The 20,205-nt window shown below is 69.3% G+C and carries 21 protein-coding genes and 1 tRNA gene; 12 read left to right on the forward strand and 10 right to left on the reverse strand.

Going from position 1 to position 20,205, the window contains the following annotated elements; translation table 11 throughout:
- The first annotated feature begins 159 nt into the window (after nt 1-159).
- The 4 genes from ACX80K_RS09685 to pstB all read left to right on the forward strand — a co-directional run bounded on the left by ACX80K_RS09685 (nt 160) and on the right by pstB (nt 4,270).
- Entirely contained in the window at nt 160-1,278 is a 1,119-nt protein-coding gene (locus ACX80K_RS09685) for a phosphate ABC transporter substrate-binding protein PstS (protein ID WP_459271646.1), read from the forward strand.
- A gap of 143 nt (nt 1,279-1,421) precedes the next feature.
- Nucleotides 1,422-2,354, forward strand: coding sequence for a phosphate ABC transporter permease subunit PstC (gene pstC / locus ACX80K_RS09690; protein ID WP_459271647.1), 933 nt, complete (start codon nt 1,422-1,424; stop codon nt 2,352-2,354).
- Nucleotides 2,354-3,460, forward strand: coding sequence for a phosphate ABC transporter permease PstA (pstA, locus tag ACX80K_RS09695; protein ID WP_459271648.1), 1,107 nt, complete (start codon nt 2,354-2,356; stop codon nt 3,458-3,460). The genes pstC and pstA overlap by 1 nt, the downstream gene beginning before the upstream one ends.
- A gap of 30 nt (nt 3,461-3,490) precedes the next feature.
- A complete protein-coding gene (gene pstB / locus ACX80K_RS09700; protein ID WP_459271649.1) occupies nt 3,491-4,270 on the forward strand; it encodes a phosphate ABC transporter ATP-binding protein PstB in 780 nt (259 codons plus the stop codon).
- A gap of 284 nt (nt 4,271-4,554) precedes the next feature.
- Here the strand turns inward: pstB and ACX80K_RS09705 are convergent, their stop codons facing one another.
- The 3 genes from ACX80K_RS09705 to ACX80K_RS09715 all read right to left on the reverse strand — a co-directional run bounded on the left by ACX80K_RS09705 (nt 4,555) and on the right by ACX80K_RS09715 (nt 7,044).
- The gene (locus ACX80K_RS09705) at nt 4,555-5,565 is read right to left on the reverse strand and encodes an inorganic phosphate transporter (RefSeq protein WP_459271650.1); all 1,011 of its coding nucleotides are present in this window, start codon (nt 5,563-5,565) and stop codon (nt 4,555-4,557) included.
- Nucleotides 5,566-6,183: a DUF47 domain-containing protein gene (locus ACX80K_RS09710; protein ID WP_104181100.1), complete on the reverse strand. Its 618-nt coding sequence runs from the start codon at nt 6,181-6,183 to the stop codon at nt 5,566-5,568.
- 213 nt (nt 6,184-6,396) lie between these two features.
- Nucleotides 6,397-7,044 (reverse strand): hypothetical protein, encoded by a 648-nt coding sequence (locus tag ACX80K_RS09715; RefSeq protein ID WP_459271651.1) that lies wholly within the window; start codon nt 7,042-7,044, stop codon nt 6,397-6,399.
- A 153-nt stretch (nt 7,045-7,197) separates the two neighbouring features.
- Between ACX80K_RS09715 and ACX80K_RS09720 the strand changes: the two genes are divergently transcribed.
- Nucleotides 7,198-7,271, forward strand: a tRNA-Lys gene (locus ACX80K_RS09720).
- Nucleotides 7,272-7,336: 65 nt separating this feature from the next.
- Here ACX80K_RS09720 and ACX80K_RS09725 read toward each other — a convergent pair.
- Nucleotides 7,337-8,092, reverse strand: a complete 756-nt coding sequence (locus tag ACX80K_RS09725; RefSeq protein ID WP_459271652.1) for a ZIP family metal transporter — start codon at nt 8,090-8,092, stop codon at nt 7,337-7,339.
- A 150-nt stretch (nt 8,093-8,242) separates the two neighbouring features.
- Between ACX80K_RS09725 and ACX80K_RS09730 the strand changes: the two genes are divergently transcribed.
- The 5 genes from ACX80K_RS09730 (at nt 8,243) to ACX80K_RS09750 (ending at nt 12,423) form a co-directional block, all read left to right on the forward strand.
- Entirely contained in the window at nt 8,243-8,914 is a 672-nt protein-coding gene (locus ACX80K_RS09730) for a hypothetical protein (RefSeq protein ID WP_459271653.1), read from the forward strand.
- A gap of 120 nt (nt 8,915-9,034) precedes the next feature.
- Nucleotides 9,035-10,309: an endonuclease/exonuclease/phosphatase family protein gene (locus ACX80K_RS09735; RefSeq protein WP_459271654.1), complete on the forward strand. Its 1,275-nt coding sequence runs from the start codon at nt 9,035-9,037 to the stop codon at nt 10,307-10,309.
- A gap of 260 nt (nt 10,310-10,569) precedes the next feature.
- Nucleotides 10,570-10,818 carry a hypothetical protein gene (locus tag ACX80K_RS09740; protein ID WP_459271655.1) on the forward strand — a complete coding sequence of 83 codons (249 nt, stop codon included), beginning with the start codon at nt 10,570-10,572 and terminating at the stop codon, nt 10,816-10,818.
- A 151-nt stretch (nt 10,819-10,969) separates the two neighbouring features.
- A complete protein-coding gene (locus tag ACX80K_RS09745; protein ID WP_459271656.1) occupies nt 10,970-11,704 on the forward strand; it encodes a hypothetical protein in 735 nt (244 codons plus the stop codon).
- Nucleotides 11,701-12,423 carry a hypothetical protein gene (locus tag ACX80K_RS09750; protein WP_459271657.1) on the forward strand — a complete coding sequence of 241 codons (723 nt, stop codon included), beginning with the start codon at nt 11,701-11,703 and terminating at the stop codon, nt 12,421-12,423. Before ACX80K_RS09745 ends, ACX80K_RS09750 begins: the two co-directional genes overlap by 4 nt.
- A 268-nt stretch (nt 12,424-12,691) precedes the next feature.
- Here the strand turns inward: ACX80K_RS09750 and ACX80K_RS09755 are convergent, their stop codons facing one another.
- The 5 genes from ACX80K_RS09755 to ACX80K_RS09775 form a co-directional block, all read right to left on the reverse strand.
- Nucleotides 12,692-12,970 carry an HPr family phosphocarrier protein gene (locus ACX80K_RS09755; RefSeq protein WP_459271658.1) on the reverse strand — a complete coding sequence of 93 codons (279 nt, stop codon included), beginning with the start codon at nt 12,968-12,970 and terminating at the stop codon, nt 12,692-12,694.
- Nucleotides 12,971-13,024: 54 nt separating this feature from the next.
- On the reverse strand, nt 13,025-15,142 hold the full coding sequence (locus ACX80K_RS09760; protein WP_459271659.1) for a PTS fructose transporter subunit IIABC: 2,118 nt from the start codon (nt 15,140-15,142) through the stop codon (nt 13,025-13,027).
- Entirely contained in the window at nt 15,142-16,164 is a 1,023-nt protein-coding gene (locus ACX80K_RS09765; protein WP_459271660.1) for a 1-phosphofructokinase family hexose kinase, read from the reverse strand. Before ACX80K_RS09765 ends, ACX80K_RS09760 begins: the two co-directional genes overlap by 1 nt.
- Entirely contained in the window at nt 16,161-16,928 is a 768-nt protein-coding gene (locus ACX80K_RS09770) for a DeoR/GlpR family DNA-binding transcription regulator (RefSeq protein ID WP_459271661.1), read from the reverse strand. The genes ACX80K_RS09765 and ACX80K_RS09770 overlap by 4 nt, the downstream gene beginning before the upstream one ends.
- Before the next feature lie 172 nt (nt 16,929-17,100).
- On the reverse strand, nt 17,101-17,358 hold the full coding sequence (locus ACX80K_RS09775; protein ID WP_459271662.1) for a DUF6458 family protein: 258 nt from the start codon (nt 17,356-17,358) through the stop codon (nt 17,101-17,103).
- 348 nt (nt 17,359-17,706) lie between these two features.
- On the opposite strand from ACX80K_RS09775, the gene ACX80K_RS09780 reads away from it, so the two are divergent.
- Both ACX80K_RS09780 and ACX80K_RS09785 read left to right on the forward strand, forming a co-directional pair.
- A complete protein-coding gene (locus ACX80K_RS09780; RefSeq protein WP_459271663.1) occupies nt 17,707-17,976 on the forward strand; it encodes a GlsB/YeaQ/YmgE family stress response membrane protein in 270 nt (89 codons plus the stop codon).
- A 190-nt stretch (nt 17,977-18,166) separates the two neighbouring features.
- Nucleotides 18,167-18,949, forward strand: a complete 783-nt coding sequence (locus ACX80K_RS09785) for a hypothetical protein (RefSeq protein ID WP_459271664.1) — start codon at nt 18,167-18,169, stop codon at nt 18,947-18,949.
- On the opposite strand, the gene ACX80K_RS09790 is transcribed toward ACX80K_RS09785, so the two are convergent.
- Complete coding sequence (locus ACX80K_RS09790; RefSeq protein WP_459271737.1) at nt 18,946-20,193, reverse strand: DUF445 domain-containing protein; 1,248 nt, start codon at nt 20,191-20,193, stop codon at nt 18,946-18,948. The genes ACX80K_RS09785 and ACX80K_RS09790 overlap by 4 nt on opposite strands.
- Nucleotides 20,194-20,205: the final 12 nt, after the last annotated feature.

A 20,205-nucleotide genomic window follows, 5' to 3' on the forward strand; every position in this document is an offset into this window, starting at 1 on the left:
GTACAGGCGAATGGCCCCGCGCTGTTCACCCTCCGTTCATGTCGCTTGGTCAGTCTCGTTACCTGCACTGCCTAGCTTCAAGGTGTACAAGAACGCGTACATCTCTACCGAGTGCCGCTCGTGCACCGATGAATAAATCCCTGGAAGGGGCAAAATCTAGTGAAGGCTCTTCGCTTTGGCCGCGCTGCGGCAGTTATCTCCGTAGCCGCGCTGGCGCTGACCGCTTGTGGGTCCGACAACGCCACCGGCGAGCCCGCCGCGGAGGGACCTGCGTCCTCCGCCGCCGGCACCGCCGTGTCCGGGACCCTGACCGGTATCGGCGCCTCGTCGCAGAACTCTGCGATGGAGGCCTGGAAGGCCGGCTTCGAGTCCGCCAATCAGGGCGCGATGGTGCAGTACTCCCCCGACGGCTCCGGCGCAGGGCGCAAGGCCTTCCTGAGCGGCGGCGCGCAGTTCGCCGGCTCGGACGCCTACCTCAAGGACGAAGAGATGACCCAGGCCACGGAGGTCTGCGGCCCGGACGGTGCGCTGAACATCCCCGCGTACATCTCCCCGATCGCGATCGCCTTCAACCTCGAAGGTGTCACCGAGCTGAACCTCGACGCCCCGACCATCGCGCAGATCTTCAGCAAGAAGATCAGCACCTGGAACGATCCCGCGATCGCGGCCCAGAACGAGGGCGTCGAACTGCCCGACACCCCGATCACCGTCGTGCACCGCTCGGACGAGTCCGGCACCACCGAGAACTTCGTCGACTACCTCGCTGCTGCGGCTCCCGCGGACTGGACCTACGAGGTCGAGGGCGCATGGCCCGCTGACCTGCAGTCCGAGAACGCCAAGGGCACCTCGGGTGTCGTCCAGACGGTCACCTCGACCGTCGGCGCCATCACCTACGCCGACGCCTCCGCCGTCGGTGACCTGGGCAAGGCCAAGGTCAAGGTCGGCGAGGAGTACACCGAGATCAGCTCCGACGCCGCCGCCAAGGCCGTCGAGGTCGCCACCCCGGTCGAGGGCCGCCCCGAGCTCGACATGTCCCTCGAGCTCGAGCGTGACACCACCGAGTCGGGCGCCTACCCCGTCGTCCTCGTCAGCTACCACGTGTACTGCACCTCCTACGACAGCCAGGAGACCGTCGACCTCGTGAAGGCGTTCGGCTCCTACGTCATCAGCGAGGAGGGCCAGGCAGAGGCCGAGGCCTCCGCCGGCAACGCCCCGCTGTCCGCAACCCTGAGCGAGAAGGCCCAGACGGCCATCGACTCCATCAAGGTCGCCTCCTAGCGAAGGCCCCCGGTCCCGTCTGGTCTAATGGAGACCGGGCGGGACCGTCCGCCGTTCACGGCTGGAATCAGCAGTGACCCCCCCTCGGTCCGGCATCCGGGCCGTCACTGCATTCGAACTCGACCGCCCTGGAAGGCAGAGACGTGTCCACCAATTCGCTGAAAGCGTCGACAGATCGAGGCCGCGCAGGCGACAAGATCTTCTCCGGCATCTCCCTCACCGCCGGCATCCTGATCCTGGCAGTGCTGTTCAGCGTCGCAGTGTTCCTGCTCGTGCAGGCCGCACCGACCTTCACCGCCGATCCTGCCGAGATCACCGGCGGCAACGGCTTCTCCGCCTACATCCTCCCGATCGTCATCGGCACGGTCATTGCCGCGGTCATCGCGCTGGTGATCGCGACGCCCATCGGGATCGCCGTCGCCCTCTTCATCTCGCACTACGCACCACGGCGTCTCGCACGCGCGTTCGGGTACGTCATCGACCTGCTCGCGGCCATCCCCTCGGTGATCTACGGCGCCTGGGGCTACATCGTGCTCGCGCCGCAGCTGGCCAAGGGCTACACCTGGCTCGCGGAGAACCTGGGCTGGATCCCGATCTTCGCCGGACCCGCCAGCCAGACCGGCAAGACGATGCTCACCGCCGGGATCGTCCTGGCCGTCATGGTCATCCCGATCATCACCTCGCTCAGCAGGGAGATCTTCCTGCAGACCCCCAGCCTCCACGAGGAGGCGGCGCTCGCGATGGGTGCCACACGCTGGGAGATGGTCCGCATGGCGGTCCTGCCCTTCGCGCGGCCAGGCATCATCAGCGCCACCATGCTCGGCCTCGGCCGCGCCCTCGGCGAGACCATGGCCGTGGCCCTCGTCCTCTCGCCCGGTGCGCTCGTCGCCAGCCTCGTGAAGACGGGCAACCAGACCATCGCCGCCGAGATCGCGCTGAACTTCCCGGAGGCGTTCGGCCTGCGGCTCAACGAACTGATCGCGGCGGGCCTCGTGCTCTTCATCATCACGCTGATCGTCAACATGATCGCCCGCTTCATCATCACCCGGCACAAAGAATTCTCGGGAGCTAACTAATGGCAGCGAACCAGACGCTCCAGCGTCGCCAGTCCCAGCTCACGCGCGGCCACCTCCCCTCCTACGCCGTGTGGGTGGTCCTCGCGGCCGCCGTCATCCTCGGTGCGGCGCTCTCCTCCCTCATCGGGTTCAGCGTCGTCGGCTGGGCAGTCATCTCCGCCGTCGTGTTCGTCCTCGCGGCCACCATTGTCACCGCCGTCGGCGAGGGCGAGCGCAAGGCCAAGGACCGCCTCGTCACGTTCCTCGTGTACGGCGCCTTCCTGATCGCCCTGCTGCCCCTCGTCTCGGTCCTGTGGACGGTGCTGGAGCGGGGTGTCCCGGGCCTGAGCTACAACTTCCTGTTCACGTCGATGAACGGCGTGACGGGCGCGGTCGACAACCAGGCGGTGGAGAACGGCGCTCCCGTGCTCGGCGGCGCGTACCACGCCGTCCTCGGGACGCTGCAGATCACCCTCTGGGCGACGCTCATCTCCGTGCCCATCGGTCTGCTCACCGCGATCTACCTCGTCGAGTACGGGGCGGGCAAGAACCTCACGAAGGCGATCACCTTCTTCGTGGACGTCATGACCGGCATCCCCTCGATCGTCGCGGGCCTGTTCGCTGCAGCGCTGTTCGCGCTCCTGTTCGGGCCGGGCACCCGCACCGGGTTCGTGGCCGCCGTCGCCCTCTCCGTCCTCATGATCCCCGTGGTGGTCCGCTCCACGGAGGAGATGCTGAAGATCGTGCCGAACGAGCTCCGCGAGGCGTCCTACGCGCTGGGCGTCCGGAAATGGCGCACGATCACCAACGTGGTGATCCCGACGGCGATCTCCGGTATCGCCTCTGGCGTAACCCTCGCGATCGCCCGCGTGATCGGTGAGACGGCCCCTATCCTTGTAACGGCAGGGTTCGCGAGCTCCATCAACTGGAACGTCTTCAGTGGCTGGATGAGTACGCTCCCTACCTTCATCTACTACCAGATCCTCACGCCGACGTCCCCGACGGCGCCCGATCCGAGTACACAGCGCGCCTGGGCCGCAGCGCTCCTGCTGATCCTCATGGTGATGCTCCTGAACCTGGTCGCCCGGTTCGTCGCCCGCATGTTCGCCCCCAAGACCAGCCGCTGACCGCGCGCGGTAGCCGACCCGAAGGAACCAATGTCCAAGCGAATCGACGTCAAGGACCTCAATGTCTACTACAGCAAGTTCCTTGCCGTGGAGGACGTCAACATCAACATCGAAGCCCGTTCCGTCACGGCGTTCATCGGTCCCTCGGGTTGCGGCAAGTCCACGTTCCTCCGCACGCTGAACCGCATGCACGAGGTCATCCCCGGTGCGCGGGTCGAGGGTGAGGTGCTGCTCGACGGCGACAACCTGTACGACACCACCGTCGACCCCGTGACCGTGCGCGGCCAGATCGGCATGGTCTTCCAGCGGCCCAACCCGTTCCCCACCATGTCCATCCGGGACAACGTCCTGGCCGGCGTGAAACTCAACAACAAGCGCATGAGCAAGTCCGACGCCGACGATCTCGTGGAGAAGTCGCTGAGCGGCGCGAACCTGTGGAACGAGGTCAAGGACCGCCTCGCCCGGCCGGGATCCGGCCTGTCCGGCGGGCAGCAGCAGCGCCTCTGCATCGCCCGCGCCATCGCGGTGTCCCCCCAGGTGATCCTGATGGACGAGCCCTGCTCGGCCCTGGACCCCATCTCGACGCTCGCCATCGAGGACCTCATCAACGAGCTCAAGGCCGAGTACACGGTCGTGATCGTGACCCACAACATGCAGCAGGCGGCCCGCGTGTCGGACAAGACGGCGTTCTTCAACATCGCCGGCACGGGCAAGCCCGGCAAGCTCATCGAGTACGACGACACCACCACCATCTTCAACAAGCCCTCGGTGAAGGCCACGGAGGACTACGTCTCCGGCCGCTTCGGGTAGGCACCCGCCGCGAGGACGGCACACGGCAACGGCGGCTCCTGACGGGGCCGCCGTCGTCGTTTCTCCGTGTTCCCGGCGCGGGCCGGGGTGGGCCGGGACGGGGCCGGGGCAGGCCCGTGGCGTCGGTGCAGCTGCGGGGGTACTCCGGCGCGGGTCCGGGCACCCGGCGCGGCGGCCCCTTAGGAGAGGAAGCAGCCGGCGCAGGCCCGTGGCGTCGGTGCAGGTGCGGGGGTGCTCCGGCGCGGGTCCGGGCACCCGGCGCGGCGGCCCCGAAAGGGGAGGGGTTACAGCAGGGGGCTCAGGGCCAGGAGGAACACCGCTCCCAGCAGCGCCGTGACCGGCGCGGTGCCCAGCCAGACGGCGAGGATCCGCGCCACCTGCGGCCGCTGGACGGAGGCGAAGCGCTGGTTCGCGCCGGCCCCCACGATCGCCGAGGTCATGGTGTGCGTGCTCGAGAGCGGGAAGTGCAGCGAGATGGCGCCGACGAACAGCATCGCCGAGCTCACCCCTTGGGCGGTCATGCCCCGCAGCGGATCGACGCGCACCAGCCGATGGCCGAGGGTGTGCGTGATGCGCCACCCGCCGAAGAGCGATCCGGTGGTCAGGAGCACGGCGGCGAACCCCTGCACCCAGAGCGGCATCTCCGAGCCGCTCGCATAGCCGGACCCCACGAGGGCCAGCAGGATGACCGCCATGGTGCGCTGGCCGTCCTGCAGCCCGTGCCCGAGGGCGAAGGCACCCGCAAGCACCGACTGCGCCATCCGGTTCCCCCGGTTGACGCTGCCGGGCGAGCGGTGGCGCAGCAGCCAGGTGGCGGGGAACACGGCGGCGTACGCCAGGAGGTACGCGACGACGGGGGAGAGCAGGAGGGGCAGCACGATCTGCAGCAGGAGCGCCTCGCCTGCGCCGGTCATCGCCGGGCCGTCCGTCAGCCGGGACGCCCCGCCGGCCCCGATGATGCCGCCGAGCAGGGCGTGGGTCGACGACGACGGCTTGCCGCGGTACCAGGTGAACAGACCCCACACGCCTGCAGCCAGCAGCGCCGCCAGGAGGATGCCGAGCCCCGTGGCCCCCGAGGGGAGCCCGAAGCCGGCGTCCGTGAAGAAGAGCGCCAGCGAGGTGCTGAGCAGCGCGCCCACCAGGTTGAAGAAGGCCGCGAGCAGGACGGCGACGGTCGGGGTGAGCGCCCGGGTCCGCACCGCGGCGGCGACGGAGTTCGAGACGTCGTGGAAACCGTTGAGGAACGCGAAGCCACCCGCAGCGACGATCACCGCACCGAGGAGGAGGGGCTCCACCTACGATTCCTTGACGAGGATGCTGCCCACCTGGGTGGCGACCCGCCGGATGTCCTTCGTGACGTCGACCAGCTGGTTCGCGACGTCGCGGTGCCGTGCGTACACGAGGGGCTTGTGGTCGTTCAGCAGTTCCGCGCACCAGCTGCGGTGGGTCCGTTCGGCGCGGCGGGCGAGGCGCAGGATCTCGATCCAGTACTCCTCGAGGTCGTCCATGGAGTTGAGCCGCTGCATGGCGGCGGCCGTCAGCTCGGCCTGCCGGTTGATGACCTCCAGCTGGTCGGCGGCCCGCTGGCTCAGCTTGTTGAGCTTGTACAGGGCGATGAGCTCGCCCGCACCGTCGAGCTTCTCGATCGCCTCGTTGAGCAGGCGGGACAGCGCGTAGAGGTCCTCGCGGGGCAGCGGGTTGATGAAGGACGTGCGCATGGACGTCAGGAGCGCGAAGTGCAGGTCCGTCGACGCCGACTCGTGCTGGTGCAGTTCCTCGGACAGGCGGTCGTACTCCTGGGTGGAGGCGCCGAGGATCGCGGACATCGTGCCGACGCCGAGGACGAGCTGCTGTGCCATGCGGGAGAGGAGCTCGAGCCCAGCGTTCTCCTGCGGGAAGAGACGTAGTTTCACGGGGTCTTCCTCGCAGGATATGGACGTATCAGCAAGCAGGCCGCGAGGGCGCTGGGAGCCGGAGGGCAAAGTAGTGGCGCCGAACCGGGAGCGCCTCTCGGCGGAAGGCCGCTCGAAGCGGCTGAGTGTTGAAGCCCGGGGGTTCCACGGTTCGACGCCGTGTTAAGTCTTGCCCTCCCCGGAGCCGCTGTCAACACGACCCGGGTGGCCGGATCAGTCCAGTTCCCCGCGCCGCCAGGATGCCGCGGCGTGCTCGAGGTCCTCGGCGGTCTTGATCAGCTGGTGGGAGTTGCGCGTCAGTTTCGAGGCGTGGGGGCCGTTGGCCGGCTCGGCGTCGTCGGCGTGGTTGGCCTGTCCGAGCGCGACGACGCGGCAGAATGCGGCGAAGCGTTCGAGGGCCACGTCGAAGTCGCCCTCGAAGGCGCCGGAGAGGATGGTGTTCGCCATCGTGGTCATCTCCGTGGCTCCGGGCGGCTCGGCGACGCCGGCCACGACCTTGGACACCTGGGCCACTTCCTTGCCGGAGGCGAAGTAGGCGGCGATGCGCTCTGGGTTCTGCTGGGTGGCCGCACGCAGCGCGTAGAGGCGCCACAGTGCACCGGGCAGTGACCGCGCCGGGCTCTCGGCCCACATCTCCGCGATGGCCTCCAGCCCCTGCTGGTCGGCGAGCTCGACGAGGCGGCGCGTCACGTCCGGGTCGTCCGCGTCGCGTCCGTGGTGCACGAGCGCGTGCGCGGCCATGTGGGCGGCCTCGGACACCCGAGAGGGGTCGACCCCGCCCGCGAAAACCTCGAAGTCAGCCGGAGCGAAGGGCTTCGGCTTATGGGGCCGTGGGCTGTTGTTGGTGTAGTCGCCGTCCATGAATCGAGGATACTCCTGCGGAAATTCGGGCCGGAAGGCGGAGTCCAGGAGCAGTCTTCCGAGCGGTGATGATTGCGATAAAGTAGGCGGGTCATTGCTCCCCGCCGTCGGATCCATGGGATTCGCCGGACACGGTGGCGGTGGCGGTACGGCGGGCCCTTAGCTCAGTTGGCTAGAGCAACGGACTTTTAATCCGTGGGTCGTGGGTTCGAGCCCCACAGGGCCCACCGTGAAGGACCCCGGGATTCCCGGGGTCCTTCCTTTCTCCCCGGCCCGCTCCCGGCATTCCTGCCTACCCTGACACCTCATGGACGACGAACGCGGTGAGGAAGCCGAGTGCCGCGATGAGCCCGGTGAACATGTGCTGCCTCTCGAAGGCCTCGGGGATCATGGTGTCGGCCACCATCGCGAGGATGGCACCGGCGGCGATGGCCGTGATGAACGCGACGGTGACGCCGGAGGCACCCGCCAGCAGCGAGTACCCCGCGAGTGCGGACAGCCCCGAGATCAGCGCGATCCCGCCCCAGAGGCCGAACACGTAGCGGGAACTGCGCCCCGCGGCCTTCATGCCCGCAGTGCTCGAGAGCCCCTCCGGGACGTTGGAGATGAAGATCGCCACGAGGACTGCCGGGTTCACCGCGCCTCCCGCCACCAGTCCGAGGCCGAGGACGACCGATTCCGGGATGCCGTCGAGCAGCGCCCCGAGCGCGATCGCGTTGCCGCTGCCCGCCGCGTCCGACTCCGACGGCTGCTGGCCGCCCGAACGCTTGCGGTGCTGGGCGCCCTGCCGTGCGAGGACGGCGTTGGCGCCCACGTAGGTCACCGCCCCGACGAGGAAACCGAGCGCCGTCGGAACGAGCCCGCCGGTCTCCTGCGCCTCGGCGACGAGCTCGAAGGCGAGCGCCGAGATGAGCACCCCGGCGCCGAACGCCATCACGAAGGACACGGTGCGCGGCGGCACCGTCCACTTCCAGGCGACGGCGGACCCGATGAGCAGCGCACCCCCCGCGATCGCGCCCCACGCGAATGCCTGCAGCCACAGTGGCACCGAACGCCTCCAGTTCCCGTACCGTGCGGCACGACGAGGGAAAAAACTTGACCAAGCCTGTCACACGGCGCCCCGGCGGGAGGTGGAGCACCCGGCCGCGCGAGGGATTGACTCGCCGTCCCCGCTCGTTTGCACTGGTAGGAGGAACTGGTGCTGCGGGCGCGGGACGGCGTGCCGCAGCGGAGCGGAGAGGTATCCATGGACATCGTCGCCCTGGCCGGGAGCGTAGCCGGAAGCCTGGCCGCCTGTGCCGTGATGATCGTGGCCGCAGCCCTGGCCGGCTGGCGCCTGGACGCCGTGTCGCGCGGCGGCGGGGGAGCCGACGACTACTTCTGGATCGGGTTCGGAGGCGTCGTCGTCATCACGGGTACCGGGCTCGTCGCCGCGTCGTCCGGGGGTGCCGGGGCGATGCCGGCGGTGGTGGTCGGGATCGTGTGCGCGGGCGCGGCGATCACGTGGGCCTGGTGGCGCCACGACCGGCGGGGCCGGGCAGCCGTGGAGGCCGCCCGGGCGGGGGCCGCGGCGGACCTTCGGCGGCGCCACGCCGAGGTGGTCCGTCGGTGGGCGGACTACGACGTCGACCCCGCGAAGGCGATCCGCTACCCGGCCATGCACGATCCCCGCCAGCCCGTGGGACGGCCCGTCGTCCGTGCCCTGCGCGCAGCCGACGCCGCACGCGAGGGTGACGCCTCCACCGATCCGGCAGGATACGCGGCGGCGGTGGACCGGCTGGAGCAGGCGTTCGCGACCGCGGAACACGATCTCGCCACCCCCGGCAAGGGGCAGGCGGCGCGACATCGGGCGTTCCGCCCCCGACCCTGAATCGTTACCTCGAAGACGGTTCCGGGGAACCTCGCGCCGCTAGGATTAAGTTACCGAAGCGAACCACTAGGGGTTCCGGCCCGCCCGCGAGGGAGCCGGCAGAACGACGAGGGGAGGGCCATGCGTGTCCTGAAGCACTGCTGTGCAGGCCTGCTGGCCGCCGTCCTGCTCGTCACGGGCTCGCCCGCAGCCCTCGCGAACCCCGCGGACCACGCGGACCAGTCGCGGAGCGTTGTTCCCGGGACCGGGAACCGGCAGGAAGTCCGCTTCGCGACCTACAACGCAAGCCTCAACCGGCTCGCGCCGGGCGAACTGCTCCGTGACCTCGGCACTCCCGGGAACGCACAGGCGCGCGCCGTCGCCGAGGTGATCCAGATCAACCGGCCCGACGTCGTCCTCCTCAACGAGTTCGACTACGTCCCCGGCAACCGCGCCGCCGACCTGTTCAGGGACAACTACCTCGGCGTCGGCCAGAACGGCAAGGCGCCCCTCGACTACCCCTACGTCTACACCGCGCCGTCCAACACGGGCGTCCCGAGCGGCTTCGACCTGAACAACGACGGCAGCGCGGGCGGGGCCGATGACGCCCTCGGGTTCGGTGCGTTCGAGGGCCAGTACGGCATGGTCGTCTTCTCGAAGTACCCCATCGAGACGGACTCGGTGCGGACCTTCCGGAACTTCCTGTGGAAGGACATGCCCGGGGCGCTCCTGCCCGACAACCCCGCCACGGATGCGCAGGGCGACTGGTACTCCGAGGACGAGCTCGCCGTCCTGCCCCTGTCCAGCAAGTCGCACTGGGACGTCCCCGTGAGCATCGGGGGCAGGACGATCCACGTCCTCGCCAGCCATCCGACCCCTCCTGTCTTCGACGGACCGGAGGACCGCAACGGCCGGCGCAACAGCGACGAGATCCGCTTCTGGTCGGACTACGTCACGGGCGGGGACGGCGCCTCCTACATCTCCGACGACGCGGGCGCGCCGGGCGGCCTCCGGCGCGGCGAGCGGTTCGTCGTGATGGGCGACCAGAACAGCGACCCGCGCGACGGCGATTCCCTGCCCGACTCGATCGGCCGGCTGCTCGGCAACAGGCTGATCCAGGACCCCCAGCCGACGTCGGAGGGCGCCACCGAGGCATCGGCGCTGCAGGGTGGCGCGAACGCCGGCCATCGGGGCGACCCCGCCCAGGACACCGCGGACTTCGAGGACAGGGCCGGCGGGAACCTCCGCGTGGACTACGTGCTGCCTTCCCGCAGCCTGAAGGTGACCGGCTCGGGCGTCTTCTGGCCCCGCGCCGGGATGCCCGGGTCGGAGCTGACCGGGATCTTCCCCTTCCCCACGAGCGACCACAGGCTCGTCCACGTCGACGTCACCCTGAACGGCGTCCGGCAGCGCTGACCTCCGGGCATGCCGCGGTCGCCCCGGTGGGCCTTGTCGCGCCGCGAGCGCCGGGTGTACGGTCGGACGCATGAGGACGATCCTTTTTCAGTAGGCTGGCCGGCTCCCGCCGTGCCCAGCGCCACTTGTCGATGACATCCCTCCGAGTGCGCCCACTGAAGCTGTCCGATCCTTCCCGGTACTCCCGACGCATGATCTCTCGCACGGAGTGCTGCCCGGCCTGACGCGTTCCGTGGGTGCGACCACCAGAAAGGAACACCATGACCAGCACGCCCCAGAACAAGCAGTCCCAGTCCACCCCGCGGTCTCCGCAGGAGAACACCCCGGAGGAGAACGCAGCGGCGAAGGAGTCCCAGGCCCGCAGCGTGCAGGACGACCCGCGCGCACAGCTCGCGCTCGCGAAGAAGAATCATGCGGCCAATCCGACGGCGGCCTCGGGGGCGGCGCATGTCAAGGCGGCCCACGAGAGCAGCAAGCAGGGGAAGAAGGAGAAGAAGGTGCGCTGGTAGGCGCTTTCGGAGCCCGGGGTCCCGGCGGCCGGTGAGAACCGGTTAAGTGGAGCTGGCTCCGAGTTCTGCGTATGGGGGAATCGCAGAAGTCGGAGCCAGCAACCTCAGTATACTTCTACGCGAGCCCGAAAAGTCCAATCGAAAGGTGATGATGGCGGTCACAGCCAAGGCCTTCCAGCTGTGGCGTTCCCGAATCGCTCCGCAGGACACCGTCTCCGACCTCTGCAGGGTCGCCGGCATCAAGCGTTCCACCCTCGCCCAGCAGCTCGTGCGCGGCAAGGTGTCCGTACCGACCGTCGTCGCCGTCGCCCGCGGTTACGGACTCCCGGCCGTCGACGCGCTCGCCGTCTTCGAGGGCTACGAGGATCTCCCGGCCCGGATCGCACCACCCACGGATGCCGAACTCGTCAGCCAGGTCTCGCACACGGACATCCTGCGACTGCTCGTGGCGCGCAGCGAGGACCGGGAGTCCTCCTGCACGGACGTCCAGATGCATCTCGCGCCGTTCCCGCACCGGAACTCGGTCCGCGCCTGGATCGAGGCGATCGACCCGGGCGACCTGCGCCAGCAGCTCGCCGCGAGCACGGGTGTGGCCCGGCAGAACCTCTCCGCCCAGCTCACCGCGGGGCGGCTCGCTCCGGAGATCGCCGTGGAGGCCGCACGCATCGCCGGGGTGTCGTTGACCAGCGGCCTCGTGGTGACGGGGCTGCTCACTCCCGCCGAGGGCGGATGGCCCGAGGACGGGCGGGCCCGCGCGCTGTGCGCCCTGAGCGACCTGGATCTCGTGTTCCTCGCCCGGGACCGGCTGGACGTGCTCGGAAAGCAGATCCGGCGGGCCGAGCTCGACGACGGCAAGGACCGCGCCATGTGGGAGAACCTCGGATGACCACGACGACCATCCAGTGGACTGCGCTCGTCCTGTGTGCCGCCGGCGCCGCGGTCCGGATACCCGGCGCGCGGAAGGGGCACGGGCGGACGGTCCTCGTGGCCCTCGTGCTCCTGACCATCGCCGTCGGCCTGTCGATCCCGCAGATCTACGAGGCCGTCGACGGTCTCCTGGGGGCGGTGAACATCGCGAACCTGCTCCTGAGGATCGCGCTCTACACGGTGTTCGTGCTGATCGGGATCCGGATGGCTGCGGCGTTCGATTCCCCGCTGGCCCGCCGCCTCGTCGTGGGCCGGTTCGGCGTCGCGATCCTCGCGCTGACGGTCGCGGCGACGCTGTACTTCTTCGTGGCGAGTGAACTGGAGGGCAGCTCCACCGCCCTGCGCGCCTTCGACGACCAGGACACCGTGCAGCAGTACGCCGCGGTGGGGCGTCTCTACCCCGGATACGTGGCGGCCTGTCTCGTCGTCCCTGCCGTCGCCTCGGCACTGGACCGAGAGGCGCGGACCATCCACCGTGTCGCGTGCGCCCTCCTGGCCGGCGGCTTCTCGCTGGTGGTGGTGTTCGTGCTGCTGCGGCTCACAACCCTCGAGCTGGGGGCGTGGGACATCCTCCTGCCGTTCTCGGCCATCCTGCTCACGGTTCTGGGGCTGTGCCTGATCTGGCTGAGCCACACCCTGGGCAGGCGGCGCAGCACGAAGGCGAACAGACTCGCCTAGGCACTACCGGCGGTCCTGGGCCCCAGGTGTTTGCCCTGCGCAATGAACGAGACACAATCGTGTCCTGGCCGTATTCACGATTTCATGATCGTGTGTAAAAATAATGATTATGTAACTGCCGCTTTCCGTGGGGGGTCAGCGGGTGTTACCCGGCAGATAGGTGAGTCCATTAGAACGGGTGGACCCACCTATCTGTTCTTGGGCACTTCTACGACGAAGGGCGCCATCCGCTGGAGTCAGCGGGTGGCGCCCTTCGTCGTAGGGGGTCCTACTCGGCGTCGTGGTCCGTCTCGATGATGCGCGCGAGGGCCTCGAGTGCCTCCTCGGCACCATCGCCCTCGGCGCGCAGGACGATGACGTCGCCGTGCGAGGCGCCGAGGCTCATGAGGGAGAGGATGCTCGAGGCGTCCATCGCCTCCTCTGCGGGCTCACCGTCCATGGCGATGGTGACCTCGAGGGGGAGTTCACCGGCGGCCTCCGCGAAGATGGAGGCCGGACGGGCGTGCAGTCCCACGCGACTCGCCACGGTTGCCTTGCGTTCTGCCATGATGTGCTCCTTCTTTCGTGAACGGGTTCAGGTACAGCCAACCGGACCGGAGGGTCAGGCTGCAACCGGCTCGGCGACCGGCGTGTTCTTCTTGCTCCTGGCGTAGCGTTTCAGGGCGATCACTGCCAGTGCGGAGACGACCGTGCCCACCAGGATCGCGATGAGGAACATCGCGAAGTTCCCGATCGCGAAGAACACGAAGAGGCCGCCGTGCGGAGCCTGCGAGGTGACGCCGGTGCCCATGACGATCGCGCCGGTGACGGCGGAACCGAGGAGGGACGCCGGGATGACGCGCAGCGGGTCCGCCGCTGCGAACGGGATCGCTCCTTCGGAGATGAAGGCGGCACCCAGCAGCCAGGCGGCCTTGCCGTTCTCGCGCTCGGGCTCGGTGAAGCGGTTGCGGTCGATCAGGGTGGCCAGGGCCATGGCGAGCGGCGGGACCATGCCGGCCGCCATGACGGCCGCCATGATCTGCAGCGGCGCGGGGTTGTCGAGCGATCCGGCCCCGAGGCCGGCGACGGCGAAGGAGTAGGCGACCTTGTTGACCGGGCCGCCGAGGTCGACGGCCATCATGAGTCCGAGGATCACGCCGAGCCCCACCGCCGCCGTGCCGGTCAGCCCGGACAGCCAGGTGTTGAGGCCGACGGTGATCGCGGCGATCGGGCCGCCGAGTACGAGGAACATCAGGCCGGACGCCACGATGGACGCCACGAGCGGGATGATGACCACGGGCATCAGGCTGCGCAGCCAGCGCGGCACGGAGAGGCGCCCGATCATCATGGCGACGTACCCTGCGAGCAGGCCGCCGACGATGCCGCCGAGGAAGCCCGCACCCATGAAGCCGGCGACGGCTCCCGCGACGAAGCCGGGTGCGATGCCGGGCCGGTCGGCGAGCGCGTACGCGATGTAGCCGGCGAGGGCGGGGACCAGGAATCCGAGCGACAACTGGCCGATCTTGAAGGCCACGGCTCCGAGGTATTCGCCCAGCCCTCCTGCCGGCAGGTTCCCGAGGCTGTTCTCGAGGACCACGGCGTCGGCGGTCTCGGTGATGAGGTACCCGCCGAGCAGGAAGCCGAGGGCGATCAGCAGGCCGCCGCCGGCGACGAAGGGGATCATGTAGCTGACGCCCGTGAGGAGCGCGCGTTTCAGGGTGCTGCCGATGCCGTCCCGGCCGCCGTCGTCGTCGGTCTGCTCGCCGCCGGCGGTGCCGGCGACCCTGCGGGCGTTGGGGTTCCGGGCGGCCGCGACGGCCTCCTCGACCATCTCACCGGGCTCGTCGATACCGCGCTTGACGGGCGAGGTGATCACCGGCAGGCCGGCGAACCGCTGCTTGTCGCGGACGTCCACGTCGACGGCGAAGATGACGGCGTCGGCGGCCGCGATGACGGCGGGGTCCAGTGGCGTGGCGCCGGAGGAGCCCTGCGTCTCGACCTGGAGGTCGATGCCGCGCTCCTTGGCTGCCGCGACGAGGGAGTCGGCCGCCATGTAGGTGTGGGCGATGCCGGTGGGGCAGGCCGTCACGGCGACGAGGCGGCGCACCTGGGTCTCCGTGGAGCGGCCGTGCTCGACGGCGGGTCCCGTGGTGTCGGTCCCCCCGGGCGAGGTGCCGAGCGTCGCCGCGGCCTCGTTCGTCCGTGCTCCGGCTGCAGTCCCGGCGGTCCCGGCGGTCCCGGCCGCGCCGGCGGTGTGCGCTCCCGCGCCGCCGGCCGTCGGGGCGTCCCCGAGGCCGAGCGCGCCGTTGACCAGCGCGACGACGTCGTCCGGTGTCCGTGCGGCGCGCAGCGCAGCGGTGAAGTCCTTCTTGATGAGCGACCGGGCGAGCTTGGACAGCAGCTTGAGGTGCTCCTGGTCGGCGCCGTCGGGTGCTGCGATGAAGAAGACGAGATCCGCGGGGCCGTCCTTCGCGCCGAAGTCCACGGCCGGTGCGAGCCGGGCCATGACGAGGGTTGCATCCGAGACGGCCGTGGAACGGCAGTGCGGGATGGCGATGCCTCCGGGGACACCCGTGGAGGTCTTGTTCTCCCGGGCGAGGGCGTCGGCGTACAGGCCGTCGACCTCCGTGGAGCGGCCCTGGGCGGCGACCTGCTCCGCGAGGTAGCGGATCACCGTGGACCTCTCGGTCCCCAGGTCCTTGTCCAGAGTCACAAGCTCCGGAGTGATGAGATCGGACATCAGATTTCCTCCTGTGCGAGGGACCCTGCGAGGGGTCCGGTAGCGCTTGGTTCGATCACGGGCAGCGTGACCATGAGGGGCGTGACCACGACGACGCCGGGCGTCGTCTGGTCGAGGGAGGGAACGGTGGAGCCGGGTAGGGCTGCGGCTGCCGATCCGTGGGCGACGGCCTGGCGCAGGCAGTTCTCGGGGAGTTCGCCTGCACTGTGCGCCAGCAGGTAGCCGGCCAGCGCGGAGTCTCCCGCACCGACCGTGGAACGCGCCGTGACGGGCGGGTGCACGGCGTGCCAGGCTCCCGCGTTCGTCACGAGCAGGGCGCCCTTGGCTCCAAGGGTCGCCAGGACCGCACCCACCCCCGCGGTGATCAGCACCGCGCAGGCCTTGGCGGCCAGTTCGAAGTCCTGCTCCAGCTCGTCGCCGGAACCGATCCCGGTGAGTTCGCTGAGTTCCTCGGCGTTGGGTTTGAGCAGATCGGGTGCCGGGACGCCGCCGGCCGCCTCGAGGAGGGGTTCCCCGGAGGAATCGATCGCCACGCGCGGGGCGGAGGACCCGTAGGTCTCCCGGACCGCCGCCGTGACCCGCGTGTAGAAGGTCGGGGGGACGCCCGGCGGCAGGGATCCGGCGAGGACCAGCCAGTCCGCGCCGTCGCTCTCGGCGACGACGACGGCGAGGAGGTCCTCCAGTCGCCCCGGCGAGAGCTCCGGTCCGGGCTCGTTGATCTTCGTCGTCGTGCCGTCCGGTTCGGTGATGGCCGTGTTGATGCGGAGGGACGCACCGATCGGCAGGTTCCGGAACGGGACGGACACGGAGCGGAGGCCTGCGAGGACGGGGTCGTCGTCGTCGCCCGGGAGGACGGCGAGCGTACGGGTGCCGGACATGGCCAGGGCCCGGCTGACATTCACGCCCTTGCCTCCTGCCTCCTGCACCACGTGCGTGGCGCGCTGGACGGCGCCGCGCAGGAGGGGCGCGCTGAGGTCGACGGTGCGGTCGATGCTGGGGTTCGCGGTGAGGGTCAGGATCATGCCACGATCACCTCCACATCGGCGTCGGTGAGGGCGGTCGCAAGGCCGCTGCGCGGTGCGCGGTCGGTGATGAGTGCATCGATATCCTCCAGGGTGGCGAAGCTGATCAGGGTTTCCTCGTCGAACTTCGACGAGTCCGCCAGGAGCACGACGCGCCGGGCGGAGCGGACGATGGCGGTCTTCACGGCCGCCTCGTCGACGTCGGGAGTGCTGAGGCCGAAGCCCGGGCTGATCCCGTTGGCGCCGATGAAAGCGATATCGGCGCGCAGGCGGGCGAAGTGCGCCACGGTACTGCTGCCCACGGCCGCGCTCGTCAGTGCCCGCACCCGCCCGCCGACGAGTTCGACGCTGAGGCCGGCACCGGAGACGAGGGCCGCGATGGGAACGGAATGGGTCACGACCGAGAGCCCGGGGCGCCCCTCGTCGACCAGCAGCTCGGCCAGGCCGCCCGTGGTGCTGCCGGCGTCGAGCACCACGGCTCCGGTCTCGGGAGTGAGGGAGAGTGCGGCCTGGGCGATGCGCTTCTTCTCGGGCGAGTGCTGCGTGGAGCGGCTCAGGAGGCTCGGCTCGTGGGTGGTCGCGCCGCTGCCGGCGATGGCGCCGCCGTGCACGCGCCGCAGGACGCCGTCGTTCTCGAGCAGCGCGAGGTCACGGCGGACCGTTTCCTTCGTGATGCCGAAACGTGAGGAGAGGCCGGCCACCGTGACGCGCCCGTCAGCGGAGACGAGGGTGCTGATCTGTCGATAGCGCTCTTCCGCGAACATGGCGACTCCATCGTCTGCTGCCGTCACCGGCAGGATGTGGTTTTGTGTTTGTTTGAGTGACTCTATCTCCGGTTTAGGTGTGACGTCAAGCACATCGGCCGGTGAGCAAAAACAAGCGCAGATGCCGAAGGGCCGGAGCGATGCTCCGGCCCTTCGGTTCTGCGATCGGGTACTAGAGGCCCGTATCGCGCGTCTCCCGACGCGTGATGGTCTCCCCGGTGGCGGGATCGACGAGGGACCGCGACTCCGATACCCTGTTCTGCCGGCGGGGCGCCGCCAGGAGGAGGGAGGCGATGAGGCCGATCACGCCGACCGCCATGAGGATGTAGCCCACCAGGTTGATGTCCACGATGCTGATGACATCCGCCTGAATGGCGAAAGCGAGAATTGCACCCAGTGCAATAAGGAAAATCGATGAACCGATTCGCATAACAAGAACTCCTTCGGGTTGTCCTGACGAGTGTTTCGGGAGAATTCCCCAGCGGTTAACGTCTTGTGCCACTTCCTCCCCGGGTGGCACCGCTGAGGCACAGCCTAGGGTGTGTTACGCGTCACGGCGCGGATCTGGGCGTTGGGCGTTCGGGTGGCGCGGCCTGCGCAACGGTTCGGAAAAGATCCGGGCCGACGTCTTGATAAGCAGGATTAACGTGGTGCTAGGATTGCACCCTAAGCATGCTGATGAAGTACAGTGGGACAAAGCTGCACTGCGGTGCATCGGACTATCAGGCAGTGGGCCACCCTCGGGCGGGCCACTGAAAATCACTCAAAGGAGCATCTAATGAGTTTCATCGGTTTCCTCATCCTCGGCCTCATCGCGGGCGCCCTCGCCAAGCTGATTCTGCCCGGTAAGCAGGGCGGCGGCATCATCGTCACCATGCTGCTCGGCGTCATCGGCGCATTCCTCGGCGGGTTCATCGGCGGCAGCCTCCTGGGCGTCGACCTCGGCGGCACCTTCTCGCTCATGTCCATCCTGTTCGCCGTCATCGGCGCGCTGATCGTGCTCGTCATCTACGGCGCCATCACGAAGCGCCGCGGCTCGCGCGTCTAGTTCCGGGCACCAGCTGCACCCGGGGGGACAGCTGAGCAAGGGCGTCACCGACAACGGTGGCGCCCTTTCCTGTTACCCCGACCCTGTAGACACGGCTCTGCGCCACCAGCAGAACGCCGACCCGACACGGCGCACCCCACCTAGACTCGATCCCGAGGGGCACGTCGATCCACCCGCGGAAAGGACCACGATGTTCGGCCGAAACAAGGAGAACCCCGCAGTCAAGGCTGCCAACGGAACGCTGTTCGACAAGGACGGCAACCCCAAGCCCGCGATCCTCCGCGGCATCGAGCGGGCCCTGGACGTGCAGCGGCCGCTGATCCTCTCGAACCTGAACCGGTTGCGCCGTCGCCACCCGGACGCGTCCCCCGCAGAACTGGCACGCCTGCTCGAGCGTGACTACCTCCGCGCGACGACACTGGCCGGCGCCGCCGTCGGCGCGACCGCCGCCGTGCCCGCCGTCGGCACCGTGGCGTCCCTGGGGCTCTCGGCGGCCGCGACGGTCGGGTTCCTCGAGGCCACCGCCCTGTACGCCGAATCCGTGGCCGAACTGCACGGCGTCAACACGCAGGACCCCGAGCGGTCCCGCGCCATGGTGATGGCCATCCTCATGGGTGAGGAGGGCACGGCGCTGATCCGCTCCATCCTCGGCGCGTCGGCCGGCCAGGGTGCCCCCCAGTACTGGGGGCAGCTCGTCAACAAATCGGCGCCGTCCTCACTCGTGAAGACCGTCACGGGGTCCATCCAGCGGCGCTTCCTGAAGAAGTTCCTCGCCAAGCAGGGCGGCTTCATGCTCGGGCGGGCCCTGCCCTTCGGCGCGGGCGCGGTGATCGGCGGGACGGGCAACCACCTCATGGGCAAGGGCGTCATCAAGACCACCCGCGAGGCCTTCGGCCCGCTCCCGCAGACCATCCCCGGCGATCTCGCCGACGTGCTGCAGCTCCCCGAGCCCGGAGCGCGGAAGCGCGCCTAGCCGAAGATCGCGTTCGCGAGCGCGAAGATCAGCAGCCCGGCCAGCGACCCGACCACGGTGCCGTTGATGCGGATGAACTGCAGGTCCTTGCCGACCTGCAGTTCGATCTTGCGGGACGTCTCCTCGGCGTCCCAGCGGCCCACCGTCTCGGAGATGACGCCGGCGATCTCGCTGCGGTAGGTCCGCACCGCGTAGGAGGCGCCGTCGGCGATCCAGCGGTTCACCTTCCCGGCCAGTTCGGCATCGCTCGTCAGCCGGGACCCGAAGTCGCGCACGGCGGCCTTGAACTTGGACGTCAGTTCGCTCTCGGGGTCGTTGACGGCCTCGAGCAGGGCGTTCTTGATGGTGGCCCAGGTGCGCGCGGTGAGGTCACGCACGCGTGGGTCGTCGAGCAGTTGCCCCTTGATCTCCTCGGCCTTCGCGATCGTCTCGGGCTTGTGCTGGAGGTCCTGCGCGAGGTCCCGGAGGTACTTGTCGATGGCGAGGCGCACGTCGTGCCGCGGGTCGTCCTGCACGGCGCGGATGAACTTGGACAGCTCGGCGTGCACGCGGTCGCCCACGACGCCGTCGACCAGGCGCGGCACCCACGTGGGGGAGCGCTGCGCCACGACGCGCGTGACCACGGCGTAGTTCGCATCGACCCAGTCGCCGGCCCGGTCGACGAGCAGGTCCACGAGCTGGTGGTGGTGCCCCTCGGCGAAGATGCGCTCGGCGATGCCGCCGATCGGCGGGCCCCACGGTGGATCCAGCAGGTGCTTGCGGACCATGGACTCGATCACGCCCTGCACGGCGTCGTCGTTCAGGACCGTGAACATGCCCCGGATCAGGGCGGCACCCTCGACGGCCACCCGGTCCGCGCTCTCGGGCTTCTCGAGCCAGGCGCCGGCCTTCTGGGCGATCCGCGCGGAGTCGAGCTTGGCCCGCACCACGTCCTCGGACAGGAAGTTCTCCTCCACGAACTGCCCGAGCGATTCCCCGATCTGGTCCTTCTTGCGGGGGATGATCGCGGTGTGCGGGATCTTGATGCCCATCGGGTGCTTGAAGAGGGCCGTGACGGCGAACCAGTCCGCGAGGGCGCCCACCATGCCACCCTCGGCAGCGGCGCGCACGTACTCGAGCCACGGGTAGGTGTCCTGCAGTGCGAAGGCCACGAGGAAGATGGCGGCCATCACCCCGAGCAGCGCGGTCGCCAGCAGCTTCATGCGGCGGAGGGCCTCGGCCCGCTCGGTGTCGGTACCGGTCATCTGAGCATTCAC

This window comes from Arthrobacter sorbitolis (assembly GCF_054510995.1).